General features: G+C 64.6%; 23 protein-coding genes. 18 read left to right on the plus strand and 5 right to left on the minus strand.

Going from position 1 to position 26,864, the window contains the following annotated elements:
- Positions 1-66 precede the first annotated feature (66 nt).
- The 6 genes from JMY28_RS11485 (at position 67) to JMY28_RS11510 (ending at position 6,362) form a co-directional block, all read left to right on the plus strand.
- On the plus strand, positions 67-1,029 hold the full coding sequence (locus JMY28_RS11485; protein ID WP_201696052.1) for a helix-turn-helix domain-containing protein: 963 nt from the start codon (positions 67-69) through the stop codon (positions 1,027-1,029).
- A 294-nt stretch (positions 1,030-1,323) separates the two neighbouring features.
- Positions 1,324-2,568, plus strand: a complete 1,245-nt coding sequence (locus JMY28_RS11490; protein WP_201696053.1) for a branched-chain amino acid ABC transporter substrate-binding protein — start codon at positions 1,324-1,326, stop codon at positions 2,566-2,568.
- Positions 2,569-2,608: 40 nt separating this feature from the next.
- Positions 2,609-3,556: a branched-chain amino acid ABC transporter permease gene (locus JMY28_RS11495; RefSeq protein ID WP_201696054.1), complete on the plus strand. Its 948-nt coding sequence runs from the start codon at positions 2,609-2,611 to the stop codon at positions 3,554-3,556.
- Between the two features lie 39 nt (positions 3,557-3,595).
- The gene (locus JMY28_RS11500; RefSeq protein ID WP_236596829.1) at positions 3,596-4,867 is read left to right on the plus strand and encodes a branched-chain amino acid ABC transporter permease; all 1,272 of its coding nucleotides are present in this window, start codon (positions 3,596-3,598) and stop codon (positions 4,865-4,867) included.
- Complete coding sequence (locus tag JMY28_RS11505; RefSeq protein ID WP_201696056.1) at positions 4,864-5,631, plus strand: ABC transporter ATP-binding protein; 768 nt, start codon at positions 4,864-4,866, stop codon at positions 5,629-5,631. The genes JMY28_RS11500 and JMY28_RS11505 overlap by 4 nt, the downstream gene beginning before the upstream one ends.
- Positions 5,631-6,362, plus strand: coding sequence for an ABC transporter ATP-binding protein (locus tag JMY28_RS11510; protein WP_201696057.1), 732 nt, complete (start codon positions 5,631-5,633; stop codon positions 6,360-6,362). Before JMY28_RS11505 ends, JMY28_RS11510 begins: the two co-directional genes overlap by 1 nt.
- 39 nt (positions 6,363-6,401) lie before the next feature.
- On the opposite strand, the gene JMY28_RS11515 is transcribed toward JMY28_RS11510, so the two are convergent.
- Both JMY28_RS11515 and JMY28_RS11520 read right to left on the minus strand, forming a co-directional pair.
- A complete protein-coding gene (locus JMY28_RS11515; protein WP_201696058.1) occupies positions 6,402-7,589 on the minus strand; it encodes a DUF2235 domain-containing protein in 1,188 nt (395 codons plus the stop codon).
- A gap of 248 nt (positions 7,590-7,837) precedes the next feature.
- Complete coding sequence (locus tag JMY28_RS11520) at positions 7,838-9,238, minus strand: GntP family permease (protein WP_201696059.1); 1,401 nt, start codon at positions 9,236-9,238, stop codon at positions 7,838-7,840.
- Positions 9,239-9,440: 202 nt separating this feature from the next.
- Between JMY28_RS11520 and JMY28_RS11525 the strand changes: the two genes are divergently transcribed.
- Positions 9,441-10,070 (plus strand): BON domain-containing protein, encoded by a 630-nt coding sequence (locus JMY28_RS11525; RefSeq protein WP_236596809.1) that lies wholly within the window; start codon positions 9,441-9,443, stop codon positions 10,068-10,070.
- Positions 10,071-10,167: 97 nt separating this feature from the next.
- The gene (locus JMY28_RS11530; protein ID WP_201696060.1) at positions 10,168-10,449 is read left to right on the plus strand and encodes a hypothetical protein; all 282 of its coding nucleotides are present in this window, start codon (positions 10,168-10,170) and stop codon (positions 10,447-10,449) included.
- A 15-nt stretch (positions 10,450-10,464) separates the two neighbouring features.
- Here the strand turns inward: JMY28_RS11530 and JMY28_RS11535 are convergent, their stop codons facing one another.
- Positions 10,465-11,727, minus strand: coding sequence for a helix-turn-helix transcriptional regulator (locus JMY28_RS11535; RefSeq protein WP_201696061.1), 1,263 nt, complete (start codon positions 11,725-11,727; stop codon positions 10,465-10,467).
- Between the two features lie 383 nt (positions 11,728-12,110).
- Here JMY28_RS11535 and JMY28_RS11540 point away from each other — a divergent pair, with 383 nt between their 5' ends.
- The 4 genes from JMY28_RS11540 to JMY28_RS11555 all read left to right on the plus strand — a co-directional run bounded on the left by JMY28_RS11540 (position 12,111) and on the right by JMY28_RS11555 (position 17,506).
- Positions 12,111-12,338, plus strand: a complete 228-nt coding sequence (locus JMY28_RS11540) for a hypothetical protein (protein WP_201696062.1) — start codon at positions 12,111-12,113, stop codon at positions 12,336-12,338.
- A 105-nt stretch (positions 12,339-12,443) separates the two neighbouring features.
- Positions 12,444-12,737 carry an H-NS histone family protein gene (locus JMY28_RS11545; RefSeq protein ID WP_201696063.1) on the plus strand — a complete coding sequence of 98 codons (294 nt, stop codon included), beginning with the start codon at positions 12,444-12,446 and terminating at the stop codon, positions 12,735-12,737.
- 567 nt (positions 12,738-13,304) lie between these two features.
- Entirely contained in the window at positions 13,305-14,906 is a 1,602-nt protein-coding gene (locus JMY28_RS11550; protein WP_201696064.1) for a peptide chain release factor 3, read from the plus strand.
- Between the two features lie 236 nt (positions 14,907-15,142).
- On the plus strand, positions 15,143-17,506 hold the full coding sequence (locus JMY28_RS11555; protein ID WP_201696065.1) for a bifunctional acetate--CoA ligase family protein/GNAT family N-acetyltransferase: 2,364 nt from the start codon (positions 15,143-15,145) through the stop codon (positions 17,504-17,506).
- A gap of 9 nt (positions 17,507-17,515) precedes the next feature.
- Here the strand turns inward: JMY28_RS11555 and JMY28_RS11560 are convergent, their stop codons facing one another.
- Entirely contained in the window at positions 17,516-18,061 is a 546-nt protein-coding gene (locus tag JMY28_RS11560) for a hypothetical protein (protein WP_201696066.1), read from the minus strand.
- 187 nt (positions 18,062-18,248) lie between these two features.
- Between JMY28_RS11560 and JMY28_RS11565 the strand changes: the two genes are divergently transcribed.
- Positions 18,249-20,288, plus strand: coding sequence for an O-linked N-acetylglucosamine transferase, SPINDLY family protein (locus tag JMY28_RS11565; protein ID WP_201696067.1), 2,040 nt, complete (start codon positions 18,249-18,251; stop codon positions 20,286-20,288).
- Between the two features lie 27 nt (positions 20,289-20,315).
- Here the strand turns inward: JMY28_RS11565 and JMY28_RS11570 are convergent, their stop codons facing one another.
- Complete coding sequence (locus JMY28_RS11570) at positions 20,316-21,149, minus strand: IclR family transcriptional regulator (protein WP_236596810.1); 834 nt, start codon at positions 21,147-21,149, stop codon at positions 20,316-20,318.
- A 250-nt stretch (positions 21,150-21,399) separates the two neighbouring features.
- On the opposite strand from JMY28_RS11570, the gene JMY28_RS11575 reads away from it, so the two are divergent.
- The 5 genes from JMY28_RS11575 to JMY28_RS11595 are packed head-to-tail and all read left to right on the plus strand — an operon-like array spanning position 21,400 to position 26,799.
- Complete coding sequence (locus JMY28_RS11575; RefSeq protein WP_201696068.1) at positions 21,400-22,482, plus strand: sugar ABC transporter substrate-binding protein; 1,083 nt, start codon at positions 21,400-21,402, stop codon at positions 22,480-22,482.
- Positions 22,479-24,077 (plus strand): sugar ABC transporter ATP-binding protein, encoded by a 1,599-nt coding sequence (locus JMY28_RS11580; RefSeq protein ID WP_201696069.1) that lies wholly within the window; start codon positions 22,479-22,481, stop codon positions 24,075-24,077. Before JMY28_RS11575 ends, JMY28_RS11580 begins: the two co-directional genes overlap by 4 nt.
- Positions 24,067-25,107, plus strand: a complete 1,041-nt coding sequence (locus tag JMY28_RS11585) for an ABC transporter permease (RefSeq protein WP_201696070.1) — start codon at positions 24,067-24,069, stop codon at positions 25,105-25,107. Before JMY28_RS11580 ends, JMY28_RS11585 begins: the two co-directional genes overlap by 11 nt.
- 15 nt (positions 25,108-25,122) lie before the next feature.
- Positions 25,123-25,455, plus strand: a complete 333-nt coding sequence (locus JMY28_RS11590; RefSeq protein WP_201696071.1) for a UxaA family hydrolase — start codon at positions 25,123-25,125, stop codon at positions 25,453-25,455.
- Positions 25,456-25,494: 39 nt separating this feature from the next.
- Positions 25,495-26,799 carry a UxaA family hydrolase gene (locus JMY28_RS11595; protein WP_201696072.1) on the plus strand — a complete coding sequence of 435 codons (1,305 nt, stop codon included), beginning with the start codon at positions 25,495-25,497 and terminating at the stop codon, positions 26,797-26,799.
- Positions 26,800-26,864 lie beyond the last annotated feature (65 nt).

Genomic DNA, 26,864 nt, shown 5'->3' on the forward strand with positions numbered 1-26,864 from the left:
GGGAGCGTACGCCGGTGCAGCCTTGGCCAGTGATACTATCGAGTCATTCTTTTTGTAGTTTCGGCCATGAAAGCAGCGTACGAGCACGTCGACTTCGGCAGCAGCTGTTCGGTGCGGGTTTACCACCGGCGCTTGCCGCGCATTCCGTTCGAATGGCATCACCACCCGGAATACGAACTCACGCTGACGATGAACAGCCAGGGGAGGCGTTACATAGGCGACTCGGTCACCGTTTATGGCGCCGACGATCTCGTCCTCGTCCCGCCGGACATGCCGCACACCTGGTCGTCCAATCGCTCCATCAACCCGGCGGAATCGCAGGTGGCCATCGTCATCTGGTTCGAAGGCAACTGGGTGCAGCGCCTCGCCGACGTTTGCCCGGAATACGCGAACCTGCGCAACCTGTTGCGCCGCGCGGCCTGCGGACTGGTTTTCGAAGAAGGCGCCGGAGCGCATATGCGCGGTTATCTGGGCCGTCTATTGTCGGCGGCCCCGCGTGAGCGTCTGGCTGCCGTGCTGGATATCCTGGTCTGGTTGACCGATCTGCCTGCCACCCAGCTGGCGACGCCGAGTGCGTTCGAGGGGCGCGTTGGCGCATCGTCAGGCTATGAGCCTGAGCAGTTGAACCGGATTCTCGCGCTGATCGAAACGCAGTTCTCGCAACCCTTGCGGCTTTCGACGCTCGCCAAGGCCGCGGGTCTCTCTGAACGCACGCTGACGAGACACTTCGTGCAGCACACGGGCGAAAGCGTGGGGCAGTACATCGCGCGGGTTCGAATCGGCCATGCCTGCCGGATGTTGACCGACACGCAGATGCCCATTTCAGTTATCGCCACCCGGTCAGGCTTCCCCAACGCCGCGAACTTCAACCGGCAGTTCAAAGCCACAAAAGCGTTGACGCCAGTGGCGTACCGGCAGCAATTCACGCTCGCGAAGCGCGCCGAGGATCATGCGGCGCCGCCCCTTACCGAGCGCTCGCCTTCGCTCGAGCTTGCGCGGCGAACGGCGAGCGGCCCGCGGGCCTCGTGACGAAGCCGTGAGCGTCGCGCGTCTGATTCTGTTCAAATTCGGCCTCGCGCTGCGCTCGCGAGGTTTCTATTATCAAAGCGGCTGAACGCGAGGTTCAGTCATCGTGAATGGACCCAGGCGAGGACCCAAGCGAACCGTAAGCAAGTCGCTACGACTGCGATGCCTCGCCGCCTCAGCGATTTCCCTGGAGTGCTGTCATTCGCGCCGGGAATGTGTTGATATAGCGAAAAAATCGCACGGTCGGACAGAAAATTTTACGCACGATAAGAAATGCCCAAACAAAGGAGACAGTCCATGAGGATGTTGCGCTCGTTGCTGGTTGGTGCGGTTGTATCGTCAGCGTTGGTAGCAGGGGCCGCGCAAGCGGACACGGTCAAGATTGCCTTCATCGATCCGCTGTCCGGCTTGATGGCGTCTCTCGGAACGAATCAGCTGCACAGCTGGCAATACACGGCCGATTTCGCCAATGAGCATAACTGGGCCAACGGCACGAAGTTCGAGGTCGTGGGATTCGACAACAAGCTTTCGCCGCAGGAAAGCCTGACCGTGCTGCAGCAGGCCGCCGACCAGGGCATCCGCTATATCGTGCAGGGTAATGGCTCGTCGGTCGGCCTCGCGCTGGAGGATGCGGTCGCCAAGTACAACTCGCGCAATCCGGGCAAGGAAATCGTCTACCTGAACTACGCCGCGGTGGACCCGGCCATGACCAACGCCCGGTGCGACTACTGGCACTTCCGCTTCGACGCGAACGCGGACATGAAGATGGATGCGCTCACCACGTTCCTTGCCCGCGACAAGGACATCAAGAAGGTCTACCTCATCAATCAGGACTACTCGTTTGGTCACGACGTCTCGCGCGTGGCGCGCGAGGACCTGAAGAGCAAGCGTCCGGATATCGTGATCGTCGGCGACGATTTTCATCCGCTCGCGCGCGTGAAGGACTTCTCGCCTTACGCCACCAAGATCAAGGCATCCGGCGCCGATACGGTGATCACGGGCAACTGGGGCAGCGACCTCGCGCTGCTCGTCAAGGCCAGCAAGGACGCGGGCGTGACGTCCAACTTCTATACCTACTACGCAGGCACGACCGGCGTGCCGACGGCCATGGGCGCGTCCGGCGCCGACCACGTGAAATACGTGGGCGTGTTCGGCCCGAACTCGGCGAACAACCCGCCGGTGGTCGGCCAGATCATCGAGGGTTTCAAGAAGAAGTACAACGACGACTACTACCTGCCGACCGCCTATGCCGCCATCGCAATGTTGAGCCGCGCGATGAACGCAACGAAGTCGACCGATCCTGTCAAGGTGGCCAAGGCCATGGAGGGCATGACGGTCGACAGCATGAACGGTCCGGTGACGATGCGCGCCGCCGATCACCAGGCGCAGCAGTCGCTCGTGATCGCGACATGGATCAAGGCGGACGGCAAAACGGTAAAGTACGACCAGGAGAACACCGGCTATGGCTGGCGCACCGACGTCCAGCTTGGGCCGACCGCGGCAACGCAACCGACCACTTGCCAGATGAAGCGCCCGGGCTGAACGTGCTCCCGCTACGACACTTCACAAGGATCATCGGGCAGTGGAATTCCTGACTATCTCTCTCTTGAACGGCATCGGCTACGGGCTGCTGCTGTTCATGCTTTCCTCGGGCCTCACCTTGATTTTCAGCATGATGGGCGTGCTCAACTTCGCGCACGCCAGCTTTTACATGCTCGGGGCCTACTTCGCCTACACCATTGCCAGCAAGATGGGTTTCTGGCCTGCCCTGGTGGTGGCGCCCGTGCTCGTTGCCTGCGTCGGTGCGCTCGTCGAGCGTTTCGGCTTGCGTACCGTGCACAAGTACGGGCACGTAGCGGAATTGCTGTTCACCTTCGGCCTTTCGTATCTGATCGTGGAGGGCGTCAAGCTGGTCTGGGGACTCGCCGCGGTGCCGTACGCCATTCCGCCCGAACTGAACGGGGCGCTGTTCAAGGTGTACACGTCCGAATTTCCGAAGTATCGCGCCTTCATGATGCTGATTTCGATCGCGATGCTCGCGGCGCTGTATCTGGTGTTGACGCGCACGCGCATCGGCCTCGTCATTCAGGCGTCGCTCACGCACCCGGAAATGGTCGAGGCGCTCGGGCACAACGTGCAGCGCGTGTTCATGCTGGTGTTCGGCGGCGGCGCCGCGCTGGCGGGCCTCGCCGGCGTGATTGGCGGCAACGCGTTCGTCACTTCGCCTTCGATGGCCGAGTCGGTGGGGACCATCGTGTTCGTGGTCGCCGTGGTGGGCGGCATGGGCTCGCTGCCGGGCGCGTTCATCGCGTCGCTGCTGATCGGCATCATGCAGACCTTCGCCGTCACGATAGATGCTTCGCTCTCCGATCTGTTCTCGCTCATCGGCGTGACGGTGACGGACAGTACGACGCTCTCGTCGCTGTGGCGCATGCCGGTATCGCAGGTCGCGCCGATTCTGCCTTACCTGCTGATGGTGCTCATGATGATCCTGCGACCGCGCGGGTTGCTCGGCAAGCGGGAGGGCTGAACGATGAAACCGCTCATTCAAGCCAGCGCCGGGTCGGCCATGCAACGCCACGGACTGCCAACCGCGCATTCGCTACGCTGGATCATCTGGGGCGCCACGGTGCTCGTGATGCTGGTGCTGCCGCTCGTGTTTTCGAGCGGCTTTGCCATCGCGCTGCTTTCGCAGATGGGCATCATGATCATCTTCGCGCTCTCGTACAACATGCTGCTCGGGCAGACCGGCATGCTCTCGTTCGGGCACGCGGTGTACTCCGGGCTCGGCGCGTTCGTGGCGGCGCATGTGCTCAACCAGATCGGCGCGAGCCATTTCCCGTTGCCCGTTTCGCTGCTGCCGCTCGTGGGCGGGTTCGGGGGCATGCTGTTCGGCGTGCTGTTCGGCTATGTGACCACGCGCAAGTCGGGCACCACCTTCGCGATGATCACGCTTGGCATCGGCGAAATGGTGGCGGCGAGTTCGCTCATGTTTCCCGGGTTCTTCGGCGGCGAAGGCGGCGTGCCGACCAACCGCACAGTTGGCCATGCGGTGCTCGGCATCACGTATGGACCGGCGATCCAGGTGTACTACCTGATCGCGGTGTGGTGCCTCGTGTCGATGATCGCCATGTACGCGTGGACGCAGACGCCGCTCGGCCGCATTGCCAACGCCGTGCGCGACAATCCCGAGCGTGCGGAATTCGTCGGCTACAACACGCAGCGCGTGCGCTTTTTCGTGATGGTTCTTTCGGCGTTCTTCGCGGGCATTGCGGGCGGCCTCTCGGTGATCGACTTCGAGATCGTGACGGCGGAGAACGTCGGCGCTGCGCAGTCGGGTGGCGTGCTGCTGGCGACGTTTATCGGCGGCGGGGCGTTCTTTTTCGGGCCGATCATCGGCTCGATATTGTTCGTGCTGTTTGCGGTGGCGTTGTCCAATCTCACGCCGGCATGGTTGCTGTACCTCGGCCTTTTCTTCGTGCTGGTGGTGATGTACGTGCCGGGCGGCGTGTCGAGCCTGCTGATGAAGCAGGTTCCTCTCATCGCGGCGCGCAAGCTGCACCGCATGTTGCCTTCCTATGCGGCGGCGCTGGGCGCGGCGCTGATTCTGCTTGGCGCGCTCGTGCTGACGGTCGAACTCGTCTACAAGGTTCAGATCGATAGTGACAACGGTACGGCAATGGCGTTCTTCGGCCTGAACTTCGATGCCGCGTCGTGGAAGCCATGGGCCGTCGCGGCGGTGCTGTGGGCTTTGGGCGCGCAGGCGGGACGCCTCGCGGCCGCGCGGGTGCGCGACGCGTGGGATGGCGTGCAACGGGAAATCGCAGGGAGCAACGTATGACGGCCGCACTGGAATTACGCGAAGTCCGCAAGAATTTCGGGCGCACGGAGATCATTCGCGGTGTAGACCTGAATATCGCGAAGGGCGAACGGCATGCGCTGATCGGCCCTAACGGCGCGGGCAAGTCGACTACGTTCAACCTGATTTCGGGGCGCATGGCGCCGAGTTCCGGCACGGTGAAACTCAACGGCGTCGATATCGGCGGGCTGCCGCCGTACAAGATCAACCGCATGGGGCTCTCGCGCAGCTTTCAGGTGACGAACATTTTTCACCGCCTCTCGGTGTTCGAGAATTTGCGCTGCTCCGTGCTGTGGTCGCTCGGCTACCGGTACTCGTTCTGGCATCGCCTCGAGCAATTGCGCGATGCGCGCGAACGCGCCGAAGCAGTGCTCGAGCTGATCGGCCTGCAGGGGCGGCACGACACGCTTGCCGGGCTGCTCACTTACGCCGAGCAGCGCGCGCTCGAAATCGGCATCACGATTGCGGGCGGCGCCGAGGTGATCCTGCTCGACGAACCCACGGCGGGCATGAGCCTCTCCGAGTCGGATCACGCGGTGGAACTGATTCGCCGGGTCACCGTCGGCAAGACGCTGGTGATGGTCGAGCACGACATGAGCGTCGTCTTCGGCCTTGCCGACCGCATATCGGTGCTCGTGTACGGCGAGGTGATCGCCACGGACACGCCGCAAGCCATCCGTAACAACCGCCGCGTGAAGGAAGCCTATCTGGGCACCACGCTGGACGAACCCGCAGGTGCACACTGATGGCGACCGCCAATTCCATGCTCGAGGTGCGCGACCTGCATGCGTACTATGGCAAGAGCCATATCCTGCACGGCGTCGAGATGCGGGTCGGCGAGGGCGAGATCGTCGCCTTGCTCGGGCGCAACGGCGTGGGTCGCTCTACATTGGCCAAAGCCATCATGGGGCTCGTGCGGTGCGAGGGGCAGATTCTGCTGCGCGGCGAAGAAGTGCGCGGGCTGCGCACATTCGAGGTTGCGCACCGGGGCGTAGGCTATGTGCCGGAGAACCGCGATATCTTCCCGACGCTCACCGTGCGGCAGAACCTGATGCTCGGCGAAAAGCGCAACCGGTCGGGCCAGAGGCGGCGCAAGAAGCCGCGCTGGCAGTTCGACGACATGTACCGGATGTTCCCGCGCCTGAAGGAGCGCGAGGACACGCCCGCGGGCCTGCTCTCCGGTGGCGAGCAGCAGATGCTGACGCTGTGCCGCACGCTCATGGGCGACCCCGACCTCATCATCATCGACGAGCCGACTGAAGGACTCGCGCCGCTCGTCGTCGCGCAGGTGGGCGAGTACCTGAAGACGCTGAAGGCGCGCGGCATCTCGGTGCTGCTCGTCGAGCAGAAGCAGGCCATTGCGCTCGATATCTCGCAGCGCGTCTACGTCATGGGGCACGGCCAGATCGTGTTCGAGGGGACGCCGCAGCAGCTGAAAGCCGATGCGCGCGTGCGCCAGGAATGGCTGGAAGTGTAGGGCGCGCTTCGATCGGCTGCTGTGCGGCGCAAATTCCGGTTAGCGTGGGGGCAGGTTACCCGGCGAATAAATGGCCTGCTGACCGGTAGCCCCAAAAAGATCTTCAGGTTGGCCGTTCATACGCTGCCGTATGTTGTCGTTGACAACCACGCCTGCCTCGAAGACTCGCGCCCCCACTCCGGCGGCCAGCCAGGCCCGATCCTCTACCCATTCGCGGTGTCGCGGGCCCAATGGATCGGATTGGACGGCAACGGGAGGATTCAGGGCGAAGTGCAATCCCACGTCCGCGTGCTGCAACCTGTCCACGACCCAGAGCAGGGGGCCGTCGGAAAGGCCGTGATCGGGATAGCCGCCGCCGACATCGCAATGACCGCCGGGAAAGAGCGCTTGCGTCACGTTCGGGTTGGGATTCCACAAAGTCGGTTCGAACGGCTTGCGTTGCTCGTCGAGCGACACCGCGTGCACGCCTAATCCAATTTTCGGGCTGAGATCCAGATCGCAGAACCGGAACAGATCGATGGCGGAACCCTGATAGTAGAACGGGATGCCGAGCGAACCCACCGTATCCCAAACCGCCACGGCGGCGATTTTTGCGTCTACAAAGGAACTGGCGTCCAAAGGCTTAGGGTTGGAGAAGGTGTTATGGATCGTCAAAAACTCCAGTACGCCGTCTGCTATCTTCTGGAACGTCGTATCGCTGCCGTGTCTCCATCGATACCAGGCTGCCACCGCGGTGTCGTAACGATTCTGATCGTCGAGGGCTGCGAGATCGGGCCGAAGCAGACCCTGTCCCGCAATGAGGCCTGCAAGGGCTCGCGCGGTGTACGCACCGCGGCTGAATCCGACGATCACAATGCTGTCGCCCGCCTCGAAGTTGCGCGAAATATACGTATACCCACGAGCGATGCGGGCGACGACACCAACGCCAAACGCGCCGCCCGCGACTTTATCGATCAGTTGCTGGGAATTTCCGACCCCGTGAATATATTTCGCGATTTGTACGGGTTTGCCGCTTGCGTCTGAAAGGGCCTTTTCCATCTCGACGCCACCCCAGTCGTTTCCTTCAGGCAGCATGTTTCCATCGAGCCACGCGAAAAGCTTGCATACGTTGGTCAGTTCGGGCTGACATCCTGCCTCGGTTTCAGGAGCGACTCCGTCGCCTTTTCCTGCCGGATCTTCGGGTCCGTTCCACGTACCGTCTGCGCAAAAGACTATCGTTTTGGACATCGCTAGCTCCTTACACGCAATTTAACCGCCACACGCGGCGCGTTGACGTCAAGCTTGTTCGCAATCCTGAATAAATAACCTGTCGGGTGTTATCTCCACCAATGCGATATCGCGTGCCGAACGTTTGATCTACAAATATAGCTTCTGCGCCTCGGATTGCGAGGCGCAGGAATGTGCGATGGCGCACGTACGGCCGGAATCGGCAGGGCTCACAGCGACTGAATCAGCGTGGCTGCGAGCCCTTCAGGTCAAACAATCCCCGTTGCATAGTACACGGCGATCACGAAAAAGACGGCCAATGTCTTGATCACCGTCACCGCAAAGATGTCCCGATACGACTGGCGGTGCGTGAGCCCCGTGACCGCGAGCAGCGTGATGACCGCGCCATTGTGCGGCAGCGTGTCCATGCCGCCGCTTGCCATGGCCACCACGCGGTGCAGCACTTCCATCGGAATATGGGCTGCCTGCGCGCTCTTGATGAAGAGATCGGACATGGCCGCGAGCGCGATGCTCATGCCGCCCGATGCCGACCCAGTGATACCCGCAAGCGCGCTCACCGAAACGGCGGCGTTGACGAGTGGATTCGGAATGCTCTTGAGCGCATCGCTCACGACGATGAAGCCGGGCAGCGCCGCAATCACACCGCCGAAGCCGTATTCGGAGGCGGTATTCATCGAGGCCAGCAGCGCCCCGCCCACGGCCGCCTTCGTGCCGTCCGCAAAGCGGTCTTTCACGCGGCCGAACGCCGTGACGATCACGAGCACGATGCCAGCGAGCAGCGCACCCTGAACCGCCCAGATCGCCACGACCTGTTTGACCGTGGCCGTGACCGGCGTATGAATGCCGGGCAGCACTTCAGGCGGCACGGTTACGGTGTCGCCGTACCAGATGGGAATCCAGTGCGTGAGCAGGAAGTTCGCCACACCCACCAGCACGAGCGGTGCGACGGCTAGCACCGGGTTGGGCAGGTGCTCGGTCTTCACGTGTTCGGGTTCGTTCACGAGCGAGGTGCCGTAGCCTTCGCCCTTCGCCATCGCGCCGCGGCGGCGCCATTCGAGGTACGAGAGGCCCACCACGACGATGAAAAGCGAACCGATCACGCCAAGCGCGGGCGCGGCCCATGCCGTGGTCTTGAAGAACGTGGTCGGGATGATGTTCTGGATTTGCGGCGTGCCGGGCAGCGAATCCATCGTGAACGAAAATGCGCCGAGCGCGATGGCGCCCGGCATGAGGCGCTTGGGAATATCGCTTTGGCGATAGAGTTCGGCGGCGAACGGGTAGACGGCGAACACCACCACGAAGAGCGAAACGCCGCCGTAAGTGAGCAGCGCACACACGGCCACGATCACGGCGTTGGCGCGCGAGCGGCCGATATAGCGGATGGCGGCGTGCACGATCGCTTCGGAGAATCCCGATAGTTCGATCACCTTGCCAAATACCGCGCCGAGCAGGAACACGGGAAAGTAGAGCTTGACGAAGCCCACCATCTTTTCCATGAAGATGCCGGAAAAGACGGGGGCGACAGCAGCGGGTTCGGTGAGGAGGACTGCGGCGAGCGCGGCGATGGGCGCGAACAGAATCACGCTGTAGCCGCGATACGCGGCGAGCATGAGGAACGCGAGGGCGGCGAGAACGATAACAAACGACATGGGGTCTCCTGCGGATCGATCGTGTTGCGTGATGCGGCTTGTCGCGTGTGCGATTGGCTTCGATGCTTTTTTAATGCGGCACGGCCATGGTGCGTCGCAGCGATTGTAGCGAATGGGTGTGTCTCGTTATTGCGAGCGTGGCCGCGCGGTCCTATCGTTGCGCAGAAGAGGAAGCCGGAATGAGCCGGTGAGGTGACAGTCGATGAGTGGAATCGGTATGGGCTGGCAAAGCGCGGAGCCGCCGCGGCGCGCGCGGGCGGTGCAGACAGCGCGCCTTGCCGTGGCGCTTGCTTGCGTGAGCGTTTTCGCGGGCTTTTGGGCGGGCGCCGCACCAGCGCAGTCGCAAACCGGAGCCTCCGCACCTGCCTCGAAGGCAGCGAACCCGCCGAACCCAGTGGATGCCCAACGCAAGAACTGGTACAACGATCCATTCTTCGCGCTGTCGAACGCGATCAGCGCCTGCCCGCAACCGCTCGGCCCGCTGATGACGAAAGCCGAAGCCGACGACGACGCCCACTATCGCGTGGAGCGCGGCACGACGTGCTGGCTCGCGCACAAGTGCTCGAAGCCGAACTCGTATCTTTACGATCCGGACATTGCAGCGGCGATTCGTCAGCAACTGCAAGGCGATGCCCTGTTTGCGGGCACGAGCATCTGGATCACTGTGCAGCGCCGTTTCGTCTACGCGGAAGGCTGCGTGGGTAGAGGCTTCGACAGCGCTGCGCTGGAGCGCAGGCTCGCCGCGATTCCCGACGTCGAGCAGGTCTTCGTGCGCGTGAGTTCGAACCCGCAGGGCGCGCTGCCTTACAAGACGCTCTCCACCGCGCCCTGAGCGCGCACAGGCTGCGCTCGCGGCGTCGCATCGCACATGGCTCGCGGCATGGCACAATCGCAACGTCGAAAAACTAGAAGCCCATAGGGTGCTCCAAATGACTCGTCCAGGTTCGTCGTCGTTCCGTTTGCGCAGATTGCCGTTCGCGGCATGCGCGTTGACCTTGATCGCAGGGCTTGCTGCGTGCAGCAGCGGGCCGCCGCTGTTCCTGTCGGACGGCCGTCCGACGATCCAGGTCCAATGCCCGGCCTCGGGCGATCGCGATTCTTGCGCGCAGCAGGCGCGTGCCCGTTGCGCCGGCGCGGGTTACGACACAGTGACGACATCGACCGACAGCGGCAACTACACGCTCGTGTTCGCCTGCCGCAAGGCCCAATAAGCCTCGCGTGCGCCACTAGCCCTCGGCGGCGGCGCCTGCGCCACGCGCCGGCAGATTCAGCAAAAGGCGCAGCAGGTCAGGCTGGCGGCGCGTCGCCGTCTTCTGAAAGATCGACTGCAATTGTTTGCGCACGGTGTCGTGCTGCACGCCCACGTGTGTGGCGATTTCCTTTTGCGTGAGACCCTCCGCGAGCAACAACGCAATACGGCATTCGGCCGGCGAGAGGTCGAAGGCCGTGGCGAGCACTCGCTCGTCGACTAGCGGCGCGGAACGCGGATGATAGAAGGTCAGCGCCGCGAAGGCGCGCAATTCCGAGGCCGAGGCGTCGTCGGCCGTAACCACGTTGTAGAACGCATAAAGCACCTCCTGCTGGCTCGTAGCGAGCTTCGCCGAGGCTTGCGCGCGACCCGGCTCGCCATGGGTTTGGCTATGCGGGTCCGTTGAGGCGGCGCCGTCAGGCGCATCCGCCGCGACCGTGCCGTCGACAGCGCCTACGATGCGCAACGCGCGAAAGCGCGCCGCCGCCGCCCGCGCGCCGCTCGCCCGGCTACGCAGCCTGGCCTCGCTCACAGCGATGTCCTCGAGCAGACGCGTGTGATGGGGCGCCGCGAGCGTGAGCCGCCGCCCGCGCACCCGCACGAGCGAGGTCGCTTTCAGGAGCCGCTGCGCGGGCTCGTTGCTGTGGAGCACCTCGCCCAGCGCGCTCACGAGCATCGCTGGCGGGCGTGAGCGGTTTGCAAGCGTGTCGGCGTTCAAGGCAAAGCGGCGTGCGTAAAGGCGCACCGCGCGCACGAGATGCGGCGTGAGCCGCTCGAGCAGTTCGCGATGCTCGGCGACGAGCGGCCCGGCCACGGCGCCCGCGCGCAACGCGAGCATGACCGTGAGTCCGTGCTGTTCGATCAGCTTGCACAGCGCCACGCAGCGATGGCCTTCCTCAAGCGGACAGAGTTCGAAGCCGGCTGCATAGTCGTCTTGCGCGCAGTCGAACTCCACGCCGCAATGCAGCCACTTGCCTGCCGGGAAAGCACGCAGCCACGCAAGGCGTGCGTCGTCGCGATAGAGCGGCCGAATGCGCTCCAGCGGTTCCGCGCCGGAGAGTGCGAAACCGTCGCTCCAGGAAAAAAGATCGCGCTGCCGGTCAAAGGCAAACAGATGAATCGACGCCATGCCCGTCGTTTCGCGCAATTGCGCGCAAAAATCCTTCCAGGCGCAAGGATTATCGAGTGTGTCGTAAATAACGTGCAGCAGGCGATCGTATTGTGATTCGTTTGTTCTCACGCCATTCTCGTTGTTCGTATTGTGAAAGGCCGTCTGCAGCAAAAATGCGCTCCGCATAGCGTTCCACAATTGAGGAATATACAGATGCAATAGCCCCCGTTAATCTGGTTTCCGATATGGATGCGGATACAACCGTAGCGTGGACGAGTGGCCTTTGAAATTCCGTGCGGTATCCAACGGATAGCCGGGCGCGCTGACCTTATTCTGGTCTGACGGTACGAACAAAGCCGTAAATCCGCTGCGGCGTGCATTTAGCACGGCCGGAAGACGCGATTACCAAATTCGCCGATTATCCGCTGCGTGCGGAAAAGCGGCGATGCGACGAAAGTGAGTGCGCGCTATTTGCGCGAGCTCGATAAAACTTGTCATTACCGGGGGCAGCGATGAATCATCACCAACTCGAAAAGGACATTGAGCATCTCGAACACATCATCGGGCGGCTCTCGGGGCGCGACCGTATTCCACTGTCGTATTGGCGCGGCCGGCTCGAGTCCGTTTCCAGCGCGAACCTCGTGCCTTCGCAGATGCAGCGCGTGAAACGGCTCAACGAAGCGCTGCGTGCGCTCGAAAGCCGCCTGTCGCACGAATCGCTGCAGCAACGCGAGCGCTAACGCCAACGTTTGCGGCAGTTTTGTAAAAAAGCACCCCTTCGCAGTCGCTCGGGCTCCAAACCGGTCACAATGGCGTTCTCGTGACCGAACCGGAGATGACGTTTCATGCCGAGCTACAAGCAACTGACCGCCCAGCTGGAGAAGCTCCATAAGGAAGTGGCTGCGGCGCGTGAAAAGGAAATTGACCTGGCGATCGCCGAGATCAAGGAAAAGATCGCGCAGTACGACATCACCGCGGAAGAGCTGGGGTTCACGAGCCGCCGCGCAGGCCCCGCGCGCAAGAAGGCGCTGCAGGCCCGCTACATGAACCCGAAGACCGGCGAGACCTGGAGTGGCCGTGGCCGCGCGCCGGGCTGGCTGGCGGGCAAGAACCGCGAACGATTCCTCATCAAGGAATAACGGGCCGATTCTCGCCGGGCCGATATGCCGGGATGCGCGAAGTACCCGGCGTGAGAGCAGCACCCTTCAAGCCTCCCGAAAAAGCTCACCTCACCCCCTGTGCCGCGCGCGAGTGGCATGCCGCAATGAGCAGGATCCGGGCGTTCACGCGGTGGGTGCGCGTCTGACGCGAAAGGAAATTTTCGCGAAAATGTGGGGCGTCTCGCGAGCGTGCCGGGTGCATGCGGCTGTCGACGGGGTGCTCGCACCGAGGTCCTGTAAAAGCTCACCTTTGGCAAAGCGGCGTCAACCTGTGCGTCCAAGCCGTTCGTACCCCATCAAACCTTTAGTCGACGGGACGAATGCCGTGTATCATTCGGTCCCGGCGCCTTTTCGCTTTTTTTGCGCGGGCATCCCCGGGACATTCCCGATCGCTCGTGCTATTTGCCGCGCGTAACGGTCCGCACAGGGCCGCCGCATGTGCGCGAGGCGTTACTTGAAAACGCGCCCGCAAGCGCCGCCGCGCTCGCCGCAACCCTCGCCGCGCGGCCCGGTTGCCCGAATTCATCTGTGATACCCGCCCTATCCATGTCAGTAGCCGAACTCAGACGCCGCCGCACGTTCGCGGTCATTTCTCACCCGGACGCGGGCAAGACCACGCTCACCGAAAAACTGCTGCTGTTTTCGGGCGCGATTCAGATCGCCGGTACCGTGAAGGGCAAGAAGAGTGGCCGCTTCGCGACCTCCGACTGGATGGAGATCGAAAAGCAGCGTGGCATTTCGGTCGCCAGCTCGGTCATGCAGTTCGAGTACGGCGACGCCGTCATCAATCTGCTCGACACCCCGGGTCACGAGGACTTCTCGGAAGATACCTATCGTGTGCTGACAGCCGTGGACGCGGCCGTGATGGTGATCGACGGCGCGAACGGCGTGGAAGCGCAGACGCTCAAGCTGCTCGAAGTCTGCCGCAGCCGCAAGACGCCCATTCTCACGTTCATCAACAAGCTCGACCGCGAAGTGCGCGAGCCGCTCGACCTGCTCGACGAAATCGAACAGCACCTGGGTGTGGCCGCCGTGCCGTTCACCTGGCCCATCGGCATGGGCAAGGAGTTCCAGGGCGTGTACGACATCCAGCGCGATCAGGTGCGCGTGTTCCGCGCGGGCCAGGAGTCGCTTGGCGGCGCGGTGGAAACGCTGCAAAACATCGGCGAAGAAGAAGGCGAAGCGCGTTTCGGTTATCACTGGAAGCGCACCAAGGAAGAAGTCGAGCTGATCACCGGTGCGACGCCCACCTTCGATCGCGACGCCTTCCTCGCGGGCGAGCAGTCGCCGGTGCTGTTCGGCTCGGCGATCAACAACTTCGGCGTGAAGGAAATTCTCGACGCCCTGGTCGATCTCGCGCCGCCGCCGTCGCCGCGCATGGCCGTGCAGCGTCCGGTCTCGCCCGACGAGCCGAAGTTCACGGGCGTCGTATTCAAGGTGCAGGCCAACATGGACCTCGCGCACCGCGACCGGGTGGCGTTTATCCGCGTGTGCTCGGGTCATTTCGAACGCGGCATGCAGTTGAAGGTGACGCGCAACAACAAGACCTTCCGCGCGAACAACGTGGTGAGCTTCCTGTCGCAGCGGCGTGAAACCGTGGCCGAGGCGTATCCTGGCGACATCATCGGTATTCCTAACCATGGCACGTTGAGCCTCGGCGACACGCTCACCGAAGGCGAAGACCTGCAATTCACGGGTCTGCCGTTCTTCGCGCCGGAAATCTTCCAGACGATCGAAGTGGTCGATCCGATGCGCGCGAAGCAACTTGGAGAAGCGCTCAAGCAGCTTGGCGAAGAGGGCGCGATTCAGGTGTTCCGCCCGATCCACGGCGGCGCAACGATTCTGGGCGCGGTTGGCCAACTGCAGTTCGAAGTGGTGTCGCACCGCCTCTCGGCCGAGTACAAGGTTGCCGTGCGCCTGATGCCCGCGCGCTATCGCCTCTCGCGCTGGGTGACCTGCGACGATCCCACCGAACTGCGCCGCTTCACCGATTCGTACGAGGCCCGCATGGCCTACGACGCATCGAACGCGCCGACGTATCTCGCCTCGCACGTTTCCGAAATCGAGGTCGCGCAAAAAGCCTGGCCGAAGATCGTGTTCAACGAGTTGCGCGAGCATTCGGGCGCGCCGTTCCGTAAGTCGATGTAAAACACGCGGCGCGCTCGCGCCGCGTTTTCAAACAAGCGAAGTTCCTTCTCGCGCATCGTGGTGTCACACGCCCAAGGGGCGTGCGACGCCATGCCGCCGCATCTGCGCTCACACGCGCCGGGCGAAAAACGCGCATCGCCTGCGCGCTTGCCCTATCCTCTTCTCGTAGCGATAAAAGACGACAAACCGGCGTTCGCCTGTAGGGCAAGCGCCTGTCCGACCGACGAGGAGTCCCTGTGACCGTACGCAATCTCGATGCGGTGTTCCAGCCGAAGTCCGTGGCCGTGATCGGCGCTTCGCAGCGCCCCGGCAGCATCGGCAGTATGGTGTGGCGGCGGCTGATCGAAGGCGGCTTCACGAGCCCGCTCTGGGCCGTCAATCCGCACCATGCGGGTGACTTCGAAGCATTCGACGGCCGCCCCGTGCTCGCCGACGCGGGCGATCTGCCCGAAGCGCCCGGCGTCGCCATCATCTGCACACGGCCCGCCACGTGGCCCGCGCTCGTGCATCGCCTCGGCGGCATGGGCACGCGCGCGGCGATCATCGTCGGCGAAGTGCGCGACGAATCCGATCAGGCCGACCTGCGCCACGCGCTGGCGGCGGCGCGCCCGCATCTGCTGCGTATCGTCGGCCCCGGCAGCCTTGGCGCGCTCACGCCCGCGCTCAACGCGCAGTTGGGCGCGGCGGCATCGATTGCGCGCAAGGGCGGCGTGGCGTGGGTTTCGCAGTCCAACGCGCTCACCAATGCCGTGCTGCGCTGGGCCGCGCCGCGCGGCCTCGGCTTCTCGCACGTGATCGCGCTCGGCGACGAAGCCGACGTCGACGTGGGCGATGTGCTCGACTATCTCGCGAGCGACCCGAGCACGCGCGCCATCCTGCTCGAAGTGGATACGATCCGCGCGGCGCGCAAATTCATGTCCGCGGCGCGTGCGGCGGCGCGCAACAAGCCCGTGCTCGCGCTGAGGAGCGGCCGCGACGACAAGGGCGACGCGCTCTACACGGCGGCGTTCCGGCGCGCGGGCCTCGTGCGCGTCGATACGCTCGATGACCTGCTCGACGAAATCGAAACGCTCGGCGTGGGCCGTGTGGCCGCGAGCGACACGGCCACGCTCATCACGAGCGACCGCGGTGTGGCTGCGCTTGCGCGCGACGCCTTCATGAAGGCCGGCGACACGCTCGCGCGTTGGGATGACGAAGCGCTCGCGGCCATCCAGGCCGCGCTGCCGCATGCGCAGGCGGGCAATCCGCTCGTGCTCGGCGACACCGCGAAGCCCGAGCACTTCGGCCTCGCGCTGCAAACGCTCGCCACGCACCGCTCGAGCGGCACGGCGTTCGTCGTGCATGCACCCACCCACAGCGCGCCCGTGGACGCGGTGGCGCGCGCGCTGATCGAGCAGCAGCGCTATGCATATCGCGGCATGCTCGCGTGCTTCTTTGGCGGCGTGGACGAAAAAACGCGCGACGAATTGCACGCGCACGGCATTCCGGTGCACACCACGCCACGGCGTCTGGCGCGCGGGTTTGCGCGTCTCGTCGATTACCGGCTCGGCCGCGAGCTACTGATGCAGACGCCCGAAACGATGCCCGCCCAGGGGCCGGCCGCGATCGAGGCCGCGCAAGGCGAGGCACGCGCGGCGCTGGCGGCGGGGCGCACGGAACTGAAAGGGCAGGAGGCGGCCAGATTGCTGGCCTTGTTCGGGCTCACCACACAGGCGCAGGACGAACCGGGCGTGAAGTCGGTGGTGGACGTATCGGTGGAGTTTCGCGACGACGACAACTTCGGCCCGGTGTTCCGTTTCGCCGCGCCTTCGCCGGACGATTTTTCGCCGCCGCTGCGCGTCTATAGCCTGCCGCCGCTCAATCCCGTGCTCTCTCGGGACATCATCGCGCACTCGCCCTATGCGCGCTACGCGGCGCCCGAGCCAACGCTGGCCGCGCTCACCGAGCTGTCCCAGTTCGTGTGCGAGGTGCGGGAGATCGTGGGCTTGCGTCTGACGCTTCGTGTGCTGCCCGAGGCGGTCGTGGTCGTCGCGCCCTGCCTGCAGCTCGCGGAAAAGCGCAGCCGTTTCGCGATCGTGCCGTATCCGCGGCGGCTGGAAGAAACGCTCGACTGGCATGGCGAACGCCTCACGATCCGGCCGATCCGTCCCGAAGACGAGGCCATGCACCGCACGTTCGTCGAATCGATGACGCCCGACGATTTGCGCTTGCGCTTCTTTTCGGCGGTGCGCAGCTTCGATCACACGCAGCTCGCGCGCATGACGCAGATCGACTACGACCGCGAGATGGCGCTCATCGCGGTGGTGCAGGGCGAGGACGGCCAGCCGCGCACGCTGGGTGTGGTGCGCGCGGTGGCCGACCCTGACAACGAAACCGCTGAATTCGCGGTCGCGATTCTGTCGAATCTCAAGCGGGGCGGCCTTGGCCGCTTGCTGATGTCGCGCATCATCGCGTACGTGCGCACGCGCGGCACGCACTGGCTGCTCGGCGAGGCGCTGCGCGAGAACGCGCCGATGATCGGCCTCGCGCGCGCCTGCGGCTTCACCGTCACGCCCACGGAAGACCCGGGCGTGGTCGGTTTTCGCATGCCGCTCGACTGAGCGGCGAAGTCAGGCGGCCAGCTTCGTGAGCGCGTCGTCGATCTGGCCGCGCGTGAGCGCGAGCTCTTCGAGCCAGGCCTCGCCGTACTGCGCGCCGGTTTCCTTCTCCAGTCGCGCGATGGTCGCGGCGCAGCGCGCGGCGTCCTTGGGCGTGGCGATGAACACCTTGACCGACTGGCCGCCCTGGAACGCTTCGAACAGCGGCGTGCGGATTTCATCGGGCAGCGCGCGCGTGGTCCACTGATGCGTCTTGCCGTTGAAAGTGAGCGACGGCGGCAGCACGCGCTCCTTGCGCGTGGCCGGAATCAGGCCGAAATTGCGCGCGGCTTCGGCGATTTGCTCGGCCGTGAAAAGCTCCTCGGGAGCGATCTCGAATTGTGCGATGGCGGTTTCGACGGTCTTCATCGCGTCGGCGCGGTCGTCGCGCTTTTTCTGCGCGCGCGCGACGATGTCGCGCAGCTCGTCGGCTTCTTCGGGCGTGATCGTGAAGCTCGCCTGTTTCTGCTGGAGCTCGGAAAAGCGCTGGAATTCTTGATCGGTCAGGAGTTTCGCCATGGGTTTTCGAATGCGCGGCCGCTATTTGCCGGGAGGCAAGGGCGCACAGGTTTTTTGGGAGGGCCGCCATTCTAACCGTTTTGCGTGGCGGTCTTCCATTTGCGCGGAACGTGCATGCGTGCGCGCGCGGCGCACATGTAGGACGTGTCCGATTTCACCGGGCGACGGCGCTCCCTATCATCGCCGGATGAACTCATCCCGCCCCTCATCTCAAGCCGATTCGCGTCCGGACGCTTTGCTCCAACGCGGCATCGGGCACCTGAACGACGAAAAATACAGCTTCGCCGAAGCGCTCTTTCGCGAGATCCTCGCGCAGGACCCGCACCATGCCGAAGCGCTCCATCAACTCGGCGTGACGCTCGCGCGGCAGTCGCAGTTCGCGGCGGCCGAACGCTGGCTGCGCGAGTCGCTCGCCCAGCGCGAGAGCGGCCCATGCTGGCGCGATCTCGCATGGGCGCTGCTATGGCAGGGCCGCGACGGCGAGGCGATCGAAGCGTATCGTGCCGCGATCGGCGCGGGGGTGCGCGAGGCGCGCGTCTTCAGCAACCTCGGCAATCTGCTCAAGAAGCGCAACGCGTTGCCGCAGGCGCGGGCCTGCTACCGCGAGGCCATTGCGACAGACGCGAGCTACGCGCTCGCCTACAGCAATCTCGCGATGCTTCAGCAGGACGCCGGCGAGCTCGAAGCCGCCGAGGTAAACCTCAAGCAAGCGCTCACGCTCGCTCCGAACTCGCCGCATCTCTGGCAGTGCTATGGCGGTTTGCTGGAGCGTCTGAACCGCATTGACGAAGCCGATGAAGCCTATTGCCGCGGCGGCCGTTGGGAGGCCGCGCAATTCGTGCGCCGCCGCGAGGCGCACTGGCAGCAGCTCGCCGAGATCGACGCGGCAGCGCTCGCCATGGTGTCGGCGGGTACGGCGGACAACCTCACGCCCTGGTGCCTGCTCGGTATCCCGGCGCTCACGCCGCAACTGCATCGCGAAGCCGGGGCGCGCTTCGCGCAGAGCCGCTGGCGTGGGGAATTGGCCGCGGCGCCGCTCGTGGCGCGCGGCGCGGGGCTCGCTGCCGCACTTGCACGCTGCAGAGAGGGCGAGCGGCTGCGCATCGGCTATCTTTCGGCCGACTTTTACGACCACGCCACGCTGCGCCTGCTGGCGGGCGTGCTCGAACTGCACGACGCCACGCGCTTCGACGTTCATCTGTACTCGTACGGGCCCGACCCCGACGCCGTGACTCGCGCACGCTTCGCGCACGTGCCGGGCACGTGGCACGACATTGGCGCACTGTCCGACGCCCGGGGCGCCGCCCAGATCGTGCACGACGGCATTCACCTGCTCGTCGACCTCAAGGGCTATACAACGGGGGCGCGGCTCGGCATCACGGCGCTGCGGCCCGCGCCCGTGATCGTGAGCTGGCTGGGCTATCCCGGCTCGCTCGGCCACGCGCGGCTGGCGGACTACCTCGTCTCCGACGCCATCGTCACGCCGCCCGCGGCCGCCTCGCACTACAGCGAGACGCTGGCGCTGATGCCGCATTGCTACCAGCCTGTCGATCACCGCCGCCAGAGCGCGCCGCCACCCTCGCGCGCACAAGCGGGTCTGCCCGAAACGGGCTTTGTGTTTTGCAGCTTCAACCAGACCTTCAAGTTCAACGCGCCGATGTCAGCGCTGTGGGCGCGGCTGCTCAAGGCCACGCCCGGCAGCGTGCTCTGGTTGCTCGATCCGGGCTCGGAGCGCGCGAAAGCGAACCTGCGCCGCTTTTACGAGACGCAAGGCGTCGATCCCGCGCGCGTGATCTTCGCGCCGCGCGTGTCGCAGGAAGCGCACCTTGCGCGCCTGCCACTCGCGGACGTCGCGCTCGACACGCTCCCGGTGGGTTCGCACACCACGGGCAGCGATGCGCTCTGGGCCAGCGTACCGATGGTGACGGCGCCGGGCACGTTGTTCGCGGGCCGCGTGGGCATGAGTCTGCTGCACGCGGTGGGGCTCTCCGAACTCGTTGCGCACGATCTCGACGCGTATTTCCAGATCGCGCTCGGCTTGGCCACCGACGCGGCATGGCGCACCAGGGTGCGCGAAAAGCTCGCGGCCGCGCGTAGCACGTCGCCGTTGTTCGACACGGCGCGATTCACGCGCGACCTTGAGCGTCTCTACACGGCGATCGCTCAGCGGGAAGCGCAGGGCGTGGCGGAGGAAACGGGCGATCGTGCGCCCGTGGTCGTGCAGTAAAAGAGGCAGGCGGCATTCGCGCAGCCGTTACGCTGCGCCGTCCTCGCGAAACATCGACAAGGTCTGCACGGTCGCGCTCAGCATTTGCGTGGCCTCGTCGAGCGAGGGCGCGACATAGTCGTCGATGCGCTTGAGGAACGGGCAGGTCAGTGCCGCGATCGCCTGACCCGAAGGCCCGAGCACCGGAAACGTCACGTCCGTCACGCCGAAAATCTGCTGGCTGTCCTTGCGTGAGAAGCCGGCCTCGCGCACCTGCTCGCACGCGGCTTCGAGCGCCGCGTGATCGATCGCCACCTCGCCCTTCACCTTCGTATGCTCCGCGAGCATGTGCGCGCGCTGCTCCGGCGTTTGCCAGGCGAGCAGCGTGCGGCCCGAACTCGTATCGACGAGGCCCACGCGCGAACCCAGCCGCACTGCAATGCCCCACGTGCCCGGCCCGTCAACCTGCGCGATCACCAGCAGGTTGCCGCGGTCGTACACAGCGAGATGGCAGGATTGCTCGGCTTCGTCGGCGAAGCGCTGCATGAGCGGCAGGGCTTCCGAGATCAAGCGCTCCATGGGGGGGTGACGGTGCGCGAGTGCAAAAAGCTTCAGGCTCAACGCATAGCGGTCGCCGCCTTCCGAGCGGATAACGTACTGGCGCGCCACCAGTCGCTCGAGCATGCGGTAGATCTCGCTCGCGTTGCGCCCTAGCGCCTTTGTGATCTCGGCGCGCGTGAGGCCGGCGCGCTGCTCCGCGAGCAGTTCGAGGATGTCGAGCCCCTTGTCCAGCGCGGGCGCGCGATAGCGATCGGCGTCGTCCTTCTCTTCGGCTTCTTCGGGCACGTTGTCCATCTGGCTTTTTTTCGCGTTCTTTTCCATTTGATCGTCCCCAGGGAAATCACGGACCCATGTTGCACTGCACATCGCTTGACCTTCTGATGTGCGTATATGAATAATACGTTCACTGGTGAATAAAAACCAGCGTCGTCAGGTAAGGAAGAGGCAGTTGCAACGGGTCGCCGGCGCTTCGAGCATTCCACGTGGGCGCGGCGAACACATGTCATTCAACAAACGACAGATCGATCGTGTCGGGCACCGAGGTGCCGCGATCGACCAGAAGGAGACACACATGGCGTTCGCATCCGGGCTCTTGAAGGCCCGCCGCTCCACCGCAATTCACACCGCGCGCGGCTCCTTCGCCCGCGCCGCCACAAAATCGCTTTGCGTCGCCGCGGCCTGCGCCGCGGCGTTCGGCGCGTCGAGTGCAGTCAACGCGGCCGAACTCGGCAAGGTCGGCCTGGGCCTGCCGCTTCTCACTTCGCCGTTCTGGCAGTCATACAACAACTACCTCGGCGCTTACGCGAAGCAGGACGGCATCGACATTCTCGCGCCCGTGAACTCGAACAACGATCCCGCCCAGCAGATCACGGACATGAACAACATGATCAATCTGGGCGCGAAGGGCATCGTGGTGGGGCCGATCGATTCGGCCGCGATTAGCCGTGCGCTCGGCAATGCCGCTCAGAAGGACGTGAAAGTCGTGGCCGTGGACGTCGCGCCCACGCAGGGCAACGTCGCGATGGTCGTGCGCGCCGACAATCGCGCCTACGGCGAGCAGGCCTGCAAATACATTGGCGAGCATGTGAAATCTGGCAAGGTCGTGCAGATCATGGGCGACCTCGCCTCGGTGAACGGGCGCGACCGTTCGGAGGCGTTCCGCGCGTGCCTGAAGAACTACCCGAATCTGTCGCTGCTCGAAATTCCGGCCGGCTGGAAGGGCGACGTGGCGGCGAGCGCGCTGGATAGCCTGCTGACCGCGAACCCCGACGTGAAGGGCATCTACATGCAGGCGGGCGGCGTGTATCTCTCGCCCACGCTGCAAACGTTGCGCCGCAAACAGTTGCTCGTTCCCGCGGGCGATCCCAAGCACATCGTGATCGTCTCCAATGACGGCATTCCGCAGGAGTTCGAAGCAATCCGCAAAGGCGAGATCGATGCGACCGTATCGCAGCCGGCCGACCTCTATGCGAAGTACGGCCTCTACTACATCAAGGCTGCGCTTGAGGGCAAGACGTTCAAGCCGGGCAAGACCGATCACGACAGCACCATCATCCAGTTGCAGTCCGGCATTCTCGAAGACCAGTTGCCGGCGCCGCTCGTGACGAAGCAGAACGTCGACGACAAGAACCTGTGGGGCAACACCGTCAAATGAACGATCGAACGAGCGATCGGGCCGTAGCGGATACCGCGCCGCCTTGGGGCGGCGCGGTATCCGTGGGCAGCCGCGAGGCGGCCGTGCGAGCCCTCCTGCCCGTGGTCGAGGCGAGCGGCGTGACGAAGCGTTATGGCTCCACGGCGGCGCTCGCCGACGTGAGTCTGCGCGTGATGGCGGGCGAGTCGCATGCGCTGGTGGGCCGCAACGGCGCGGGCAAGTCCACGCTCGTTTCGATCCTCACCGGTCTGCGCAAGCCCGACGAAGGCACTGTGCGTTTCAACGGCGAGAGCGCACCCGCGCTCGCCGACCGCGACGCCTGGCGCGAGCGCGTGGCCTGCGTGTATCAGCACTCGACCATCATCCGCGATCTCACGGTCGCGGAAAATCTCTTCATTAATCGCCAGCCGAGGCGCCGCGGCGTGATCGACTGGCCGACCATGCGCCGCGACGCGCGAGCGTTGCTCGACCATTGGCGCATCGACGTGCGCGAGGACGCGCGCGCAGGCGACCTCACGGTCGAAGCGCGCCAGCTCGTGGAGATTGCGCGGGCGCTTTCGTACGGCGCGCGTTTCATCATCCTCGACGAACCGACGGCGCAGCTCGACGGCGAGGAAATCAAGCGCCTCTTCCGGCGGATCGACGAATTGCAGCGCGAAGGCGTGACCTTCCTGTTCATCTCGCACCACTTGCAGGAGGTGTACGAGATTTGCCAGGCCGTAACGGTGCTGCGCGACGCGCGTCATATCGTGAGTGCGAGCGTGGCCGAATTGCCGCGCGAGAAGCTCATTGAAGCCATGACGGGCGAACGCGGCGGCCTGAACGTCGCCGATGCGGCGGCGCGCGCCGCGCTGCCCGCCAATGCGCCGCTCGCGTTGGAAGTGCGCGGCCTCACGGGCCGCGACTATCACGACGTGTCGTTCACGCTAAAGCGCGGCGAAGTGGTGGGCCTCACGGGCGCGACGAGCAGCGGCCGCACGAGCGTAGGCGAGGCGATTGCGGGGCTCACGGCGCAGCGCTCGGGCGAGATTCGCGTGAAAGGCGCGCCGCTCACGCCCGGCGACGTGCCCGCGGCGCTTGCGAGCGGCGTCGGTTGCGTGCCGAAGGACCGTCATCACGAAGGGCTCGTGCTCACGCAGTCGGTGGCCGAGAACGCTTCCATGACGATTGCGGGGCTGCTGGGGCGTTTCGGTTTCGCGCCGCCGGCGAAGAAGCACGCATTTGGCAAGCGCATGATCGAGTCGCTCGGCATCGTCGCGCAAGGTCCGAGCCACGTGGTTTCGGGTCTCTCGGGCGGCAATCAGCAAAAGGTGGTGATGGCGCGCGCATTGGCAAGCAATCCTGATGTTCTCGTGCTGATCGACCCCACGGCCGGTGTGGACGTGAAATCGAAGGAAGCGCTGCTCTCGGTCGTGGACCGCGTGCGCGAAGAAGGCAAGGCCGTGCTCGTGGTGTCGAGCGAACTCGACGACTTGCGCACCTGCGACCGCGTGCTCGTGATGTTTCGCGGCGAGGTGGTCGCCGAGAAGGCGGCCGGATGGCAGGACCACGAACTGATCGCATCGATTGAAGGAGTCGATCTCCATGAAGAATAGTGTTTCGACGCCCGCGTTCGCAACCGCGCAGGCCGATGTGGCCACGAACGTTCGCCGTGCGCGTCCCCGTATCGAACTGGCGCGTCTGCGCGATTTCGCGCTGCTGCCCGCGCTGGTGCTGTTGCTCGTCATCGGCGGCTTCGTGAGCCCGAGCTTTCTCACGCGCGCCAATCTCATCAGCGTGCTCGGCGCCTCCGCTGCGCTAGCGCTCGTGGTGCTCGCCGAATCGCTCATCGTGCTCACGGGCAAGTTCGATCTCTCGCTCGAATCGACCGTGGGCATTGCGCCCGCCGTTGGCGCGATGCTCGTCATGCCGGCGGCGTCGGCGGGTTTCGGAATGCAGTGGCCCGCGTTCGTCGGGCTCGCCGCCATCGTGCTGGTGGGCGCGCTGATCGGCTTCATCAACGGCTTTCTCGTCGTGCGGCTGCGGTTGAACGCCTTCATCGTGACGCTCGCGATGCTGATCGTGCTGCGCGGGATGCTTGTGGGCGCAACGAAAGGCGGCACGCTCTTCGACATGCCTTCGTCGTTCTTCGCGCTCGCCACGACCATCGTGCTCGGCCTGCCGGTTTCCGTGTGGCTCGCCGCCGCCGCGTTCGCGATCGCCGCGTTCATGCTGCGCTATCACCGCGTGGGCCGCGCGCTCTATGCGATCGGCGGCAATCCCGATGCGGCGCGTGCCGCCGGCATCCGCGTGGAGCGCATCACGTGGGGCGTGTTCGTGCTCGGCAGCGTGCTTGCCGCGATTGGCGGCTTGATTGTCACCGGCTACGTGGGCGCGATCAACGCGAATCAGGGCAACGGCATGATCTTCACGGTGTTCGCGGCGGCGGTGATCGGCGGCATTTCGCTCGATGGCGGCAAGGGCACGATGCTGGGCGCGCTCTCGGGCGTGCTGCTGCTCGGCGTGGTGCAGAACCTGCTCACGCTCGCCCAGGTCCCGTCGTTCTGGATTCAGGCGATCTACGGGGCGATCATCCTCGGCTCGCTGATGGTGGCGCGGCTCGCGGGCGGCGAGGCGCAGAACTAAAGGCGGAGATTATCTGTGAACAGCAACGCACCCCATACGGACGCCCGCCTCATCCTGCTCGCCCCTGAGGACAACTGCCTGATCGCAGCGGCACGCTTGGCGCAGGGCGAGACGGTCGAGATAGAGGGCGAGCGCGTGACGCTCGCGAAGACGATCGAACTCGGTCACAAGGTGGCGCGCCATTCGCTCGCGAAAGACGAGAAGGTGCTGCGCTACGGCGCACGCATCGGCCACGTGAATGAACCGGTGGCGCGTGGCGAGCATCTGCACACGCACAACCTGGAAAGCGATTATCTGCCGACCTATACGCACGACGCGGGGCACGAGTTCGTGCCGCACAAGTCGTGACCCAATGATGCGGTATGCGCCGGGAGCAGGATTCAAGTTATGAGCGATAGCAACGTCACTCCTTCACAAGCCGCAGCGCCGATGCTCGAAGGCTGGCTGCGCAACGACGGCCGCAAGGGCATTCGCAACGTCGTTGCGGTGGCCTATCTCGTGGAATGCGCGCACCATGTGGCGCAGGAAATCGTCGCGCAGTTCCGCGAGCCATTCGACGCTTTCGATGATCCGCACACGCAACATGAGCCGCCTGTGCATCTCATCGGCTTCCCCGGCTGCTTCCCGAACAGCTACGCGGAGAAGATGATGAAGCAGCTCACCACGCATCCGAACGTGGGCGCGGTGTTGTTCGTTTCGCTCGGCTGCGAGAGCATGAACAAGCACTATCTCGTCGAACAGGTTCGCGCGAGCGGGCGCCCCGTAGAAGTCCTGACGATTCAGGAAAAAGGCGGCACGCGCAGCACGATCCAGTACGGCCTTGACTGGGTGCGTGGCGCACGCGCGCAACTCGCCGCGCAGAAGAGGGTGCCGATGCGCTTCGACGAACTCGTGGTCGGCACGATCTGCGGCGGCTCGGACGGCACGAGCGGCATCACCGCGAACCCAGCCGTGGGCCGCGCCTTCGATCAACTGATCGCGGCGGGGTCGGCCTGCATCTTCGAGGAAACGGGGGAACTGGTGGGCTGCGAATTCCACATGAAGAGCCGGGCGGCCAGGCCCGAACTGGGCGCTGAAATCGTTGCATGCGTGGCCAAAGCAGCGCGCTATTACTCGATTCTCGGCCACGGTTCGTTCGCCGTCGGCAACGCGGACGGCGGGCTCACCACGCAGGAAGAGAAGTCACTCGGCGCGTATGCGAAAAGCGGCGCTTCGCCGATCGTCGGCATCGTGAAGCCAGGCGACGTGCCGCCCACGGGCGGTCTCTATCTGCTCGACGTGGTGCCCGACGGCGAGCCGCGCTTCGGCTTTCCGAATATCAGCGACAATGCGGAAATCGCGGAGCTGATTGCATGCGGCGCGCACGTGATTCTGTTCACGACGGGGCGCGGGTCGGTGGTGGGTTCGGCGCTTGCGCCCGTCATCAAGGTGTGCGCGAACCCGCAGACCTACCGCAACCTCGCCGGCGACATGGACGTGGACGCGGGCCGCATTCTGGAAGGCCGCGCGACGCTCGACGAAGTGGGGCGCGAAGTGTTCGACCGCACGCTGGCGGTAGCGGGCGGCGAGCGCTCGAAGTCGGAAATGCTCGGGCACCAGGAGTTTATCCTTACGTACAAGACCTTCGAGCCAGTCGGTCCCGCATGCCTGCCCGCCAGTGCGCGCGTGCCGATTGTCGAAGCCGTGAACTGAAACGTGCTGTTAGACGCACGGTTAAACAGTTTCGTTGTGGACACAACCATCCCCTGGAGGTGACG

The organism is Paraburkholderia hiiakae (genome assembly GCF_904848665.1).
Classification (GTDB): domain Bacteria; phylum Pseudomonadota; class Gammaproteobacteria; order Burkholderiales; family Burkholderiaceae; genus Paraburkholderia; species Paraburkholderia hiiakae.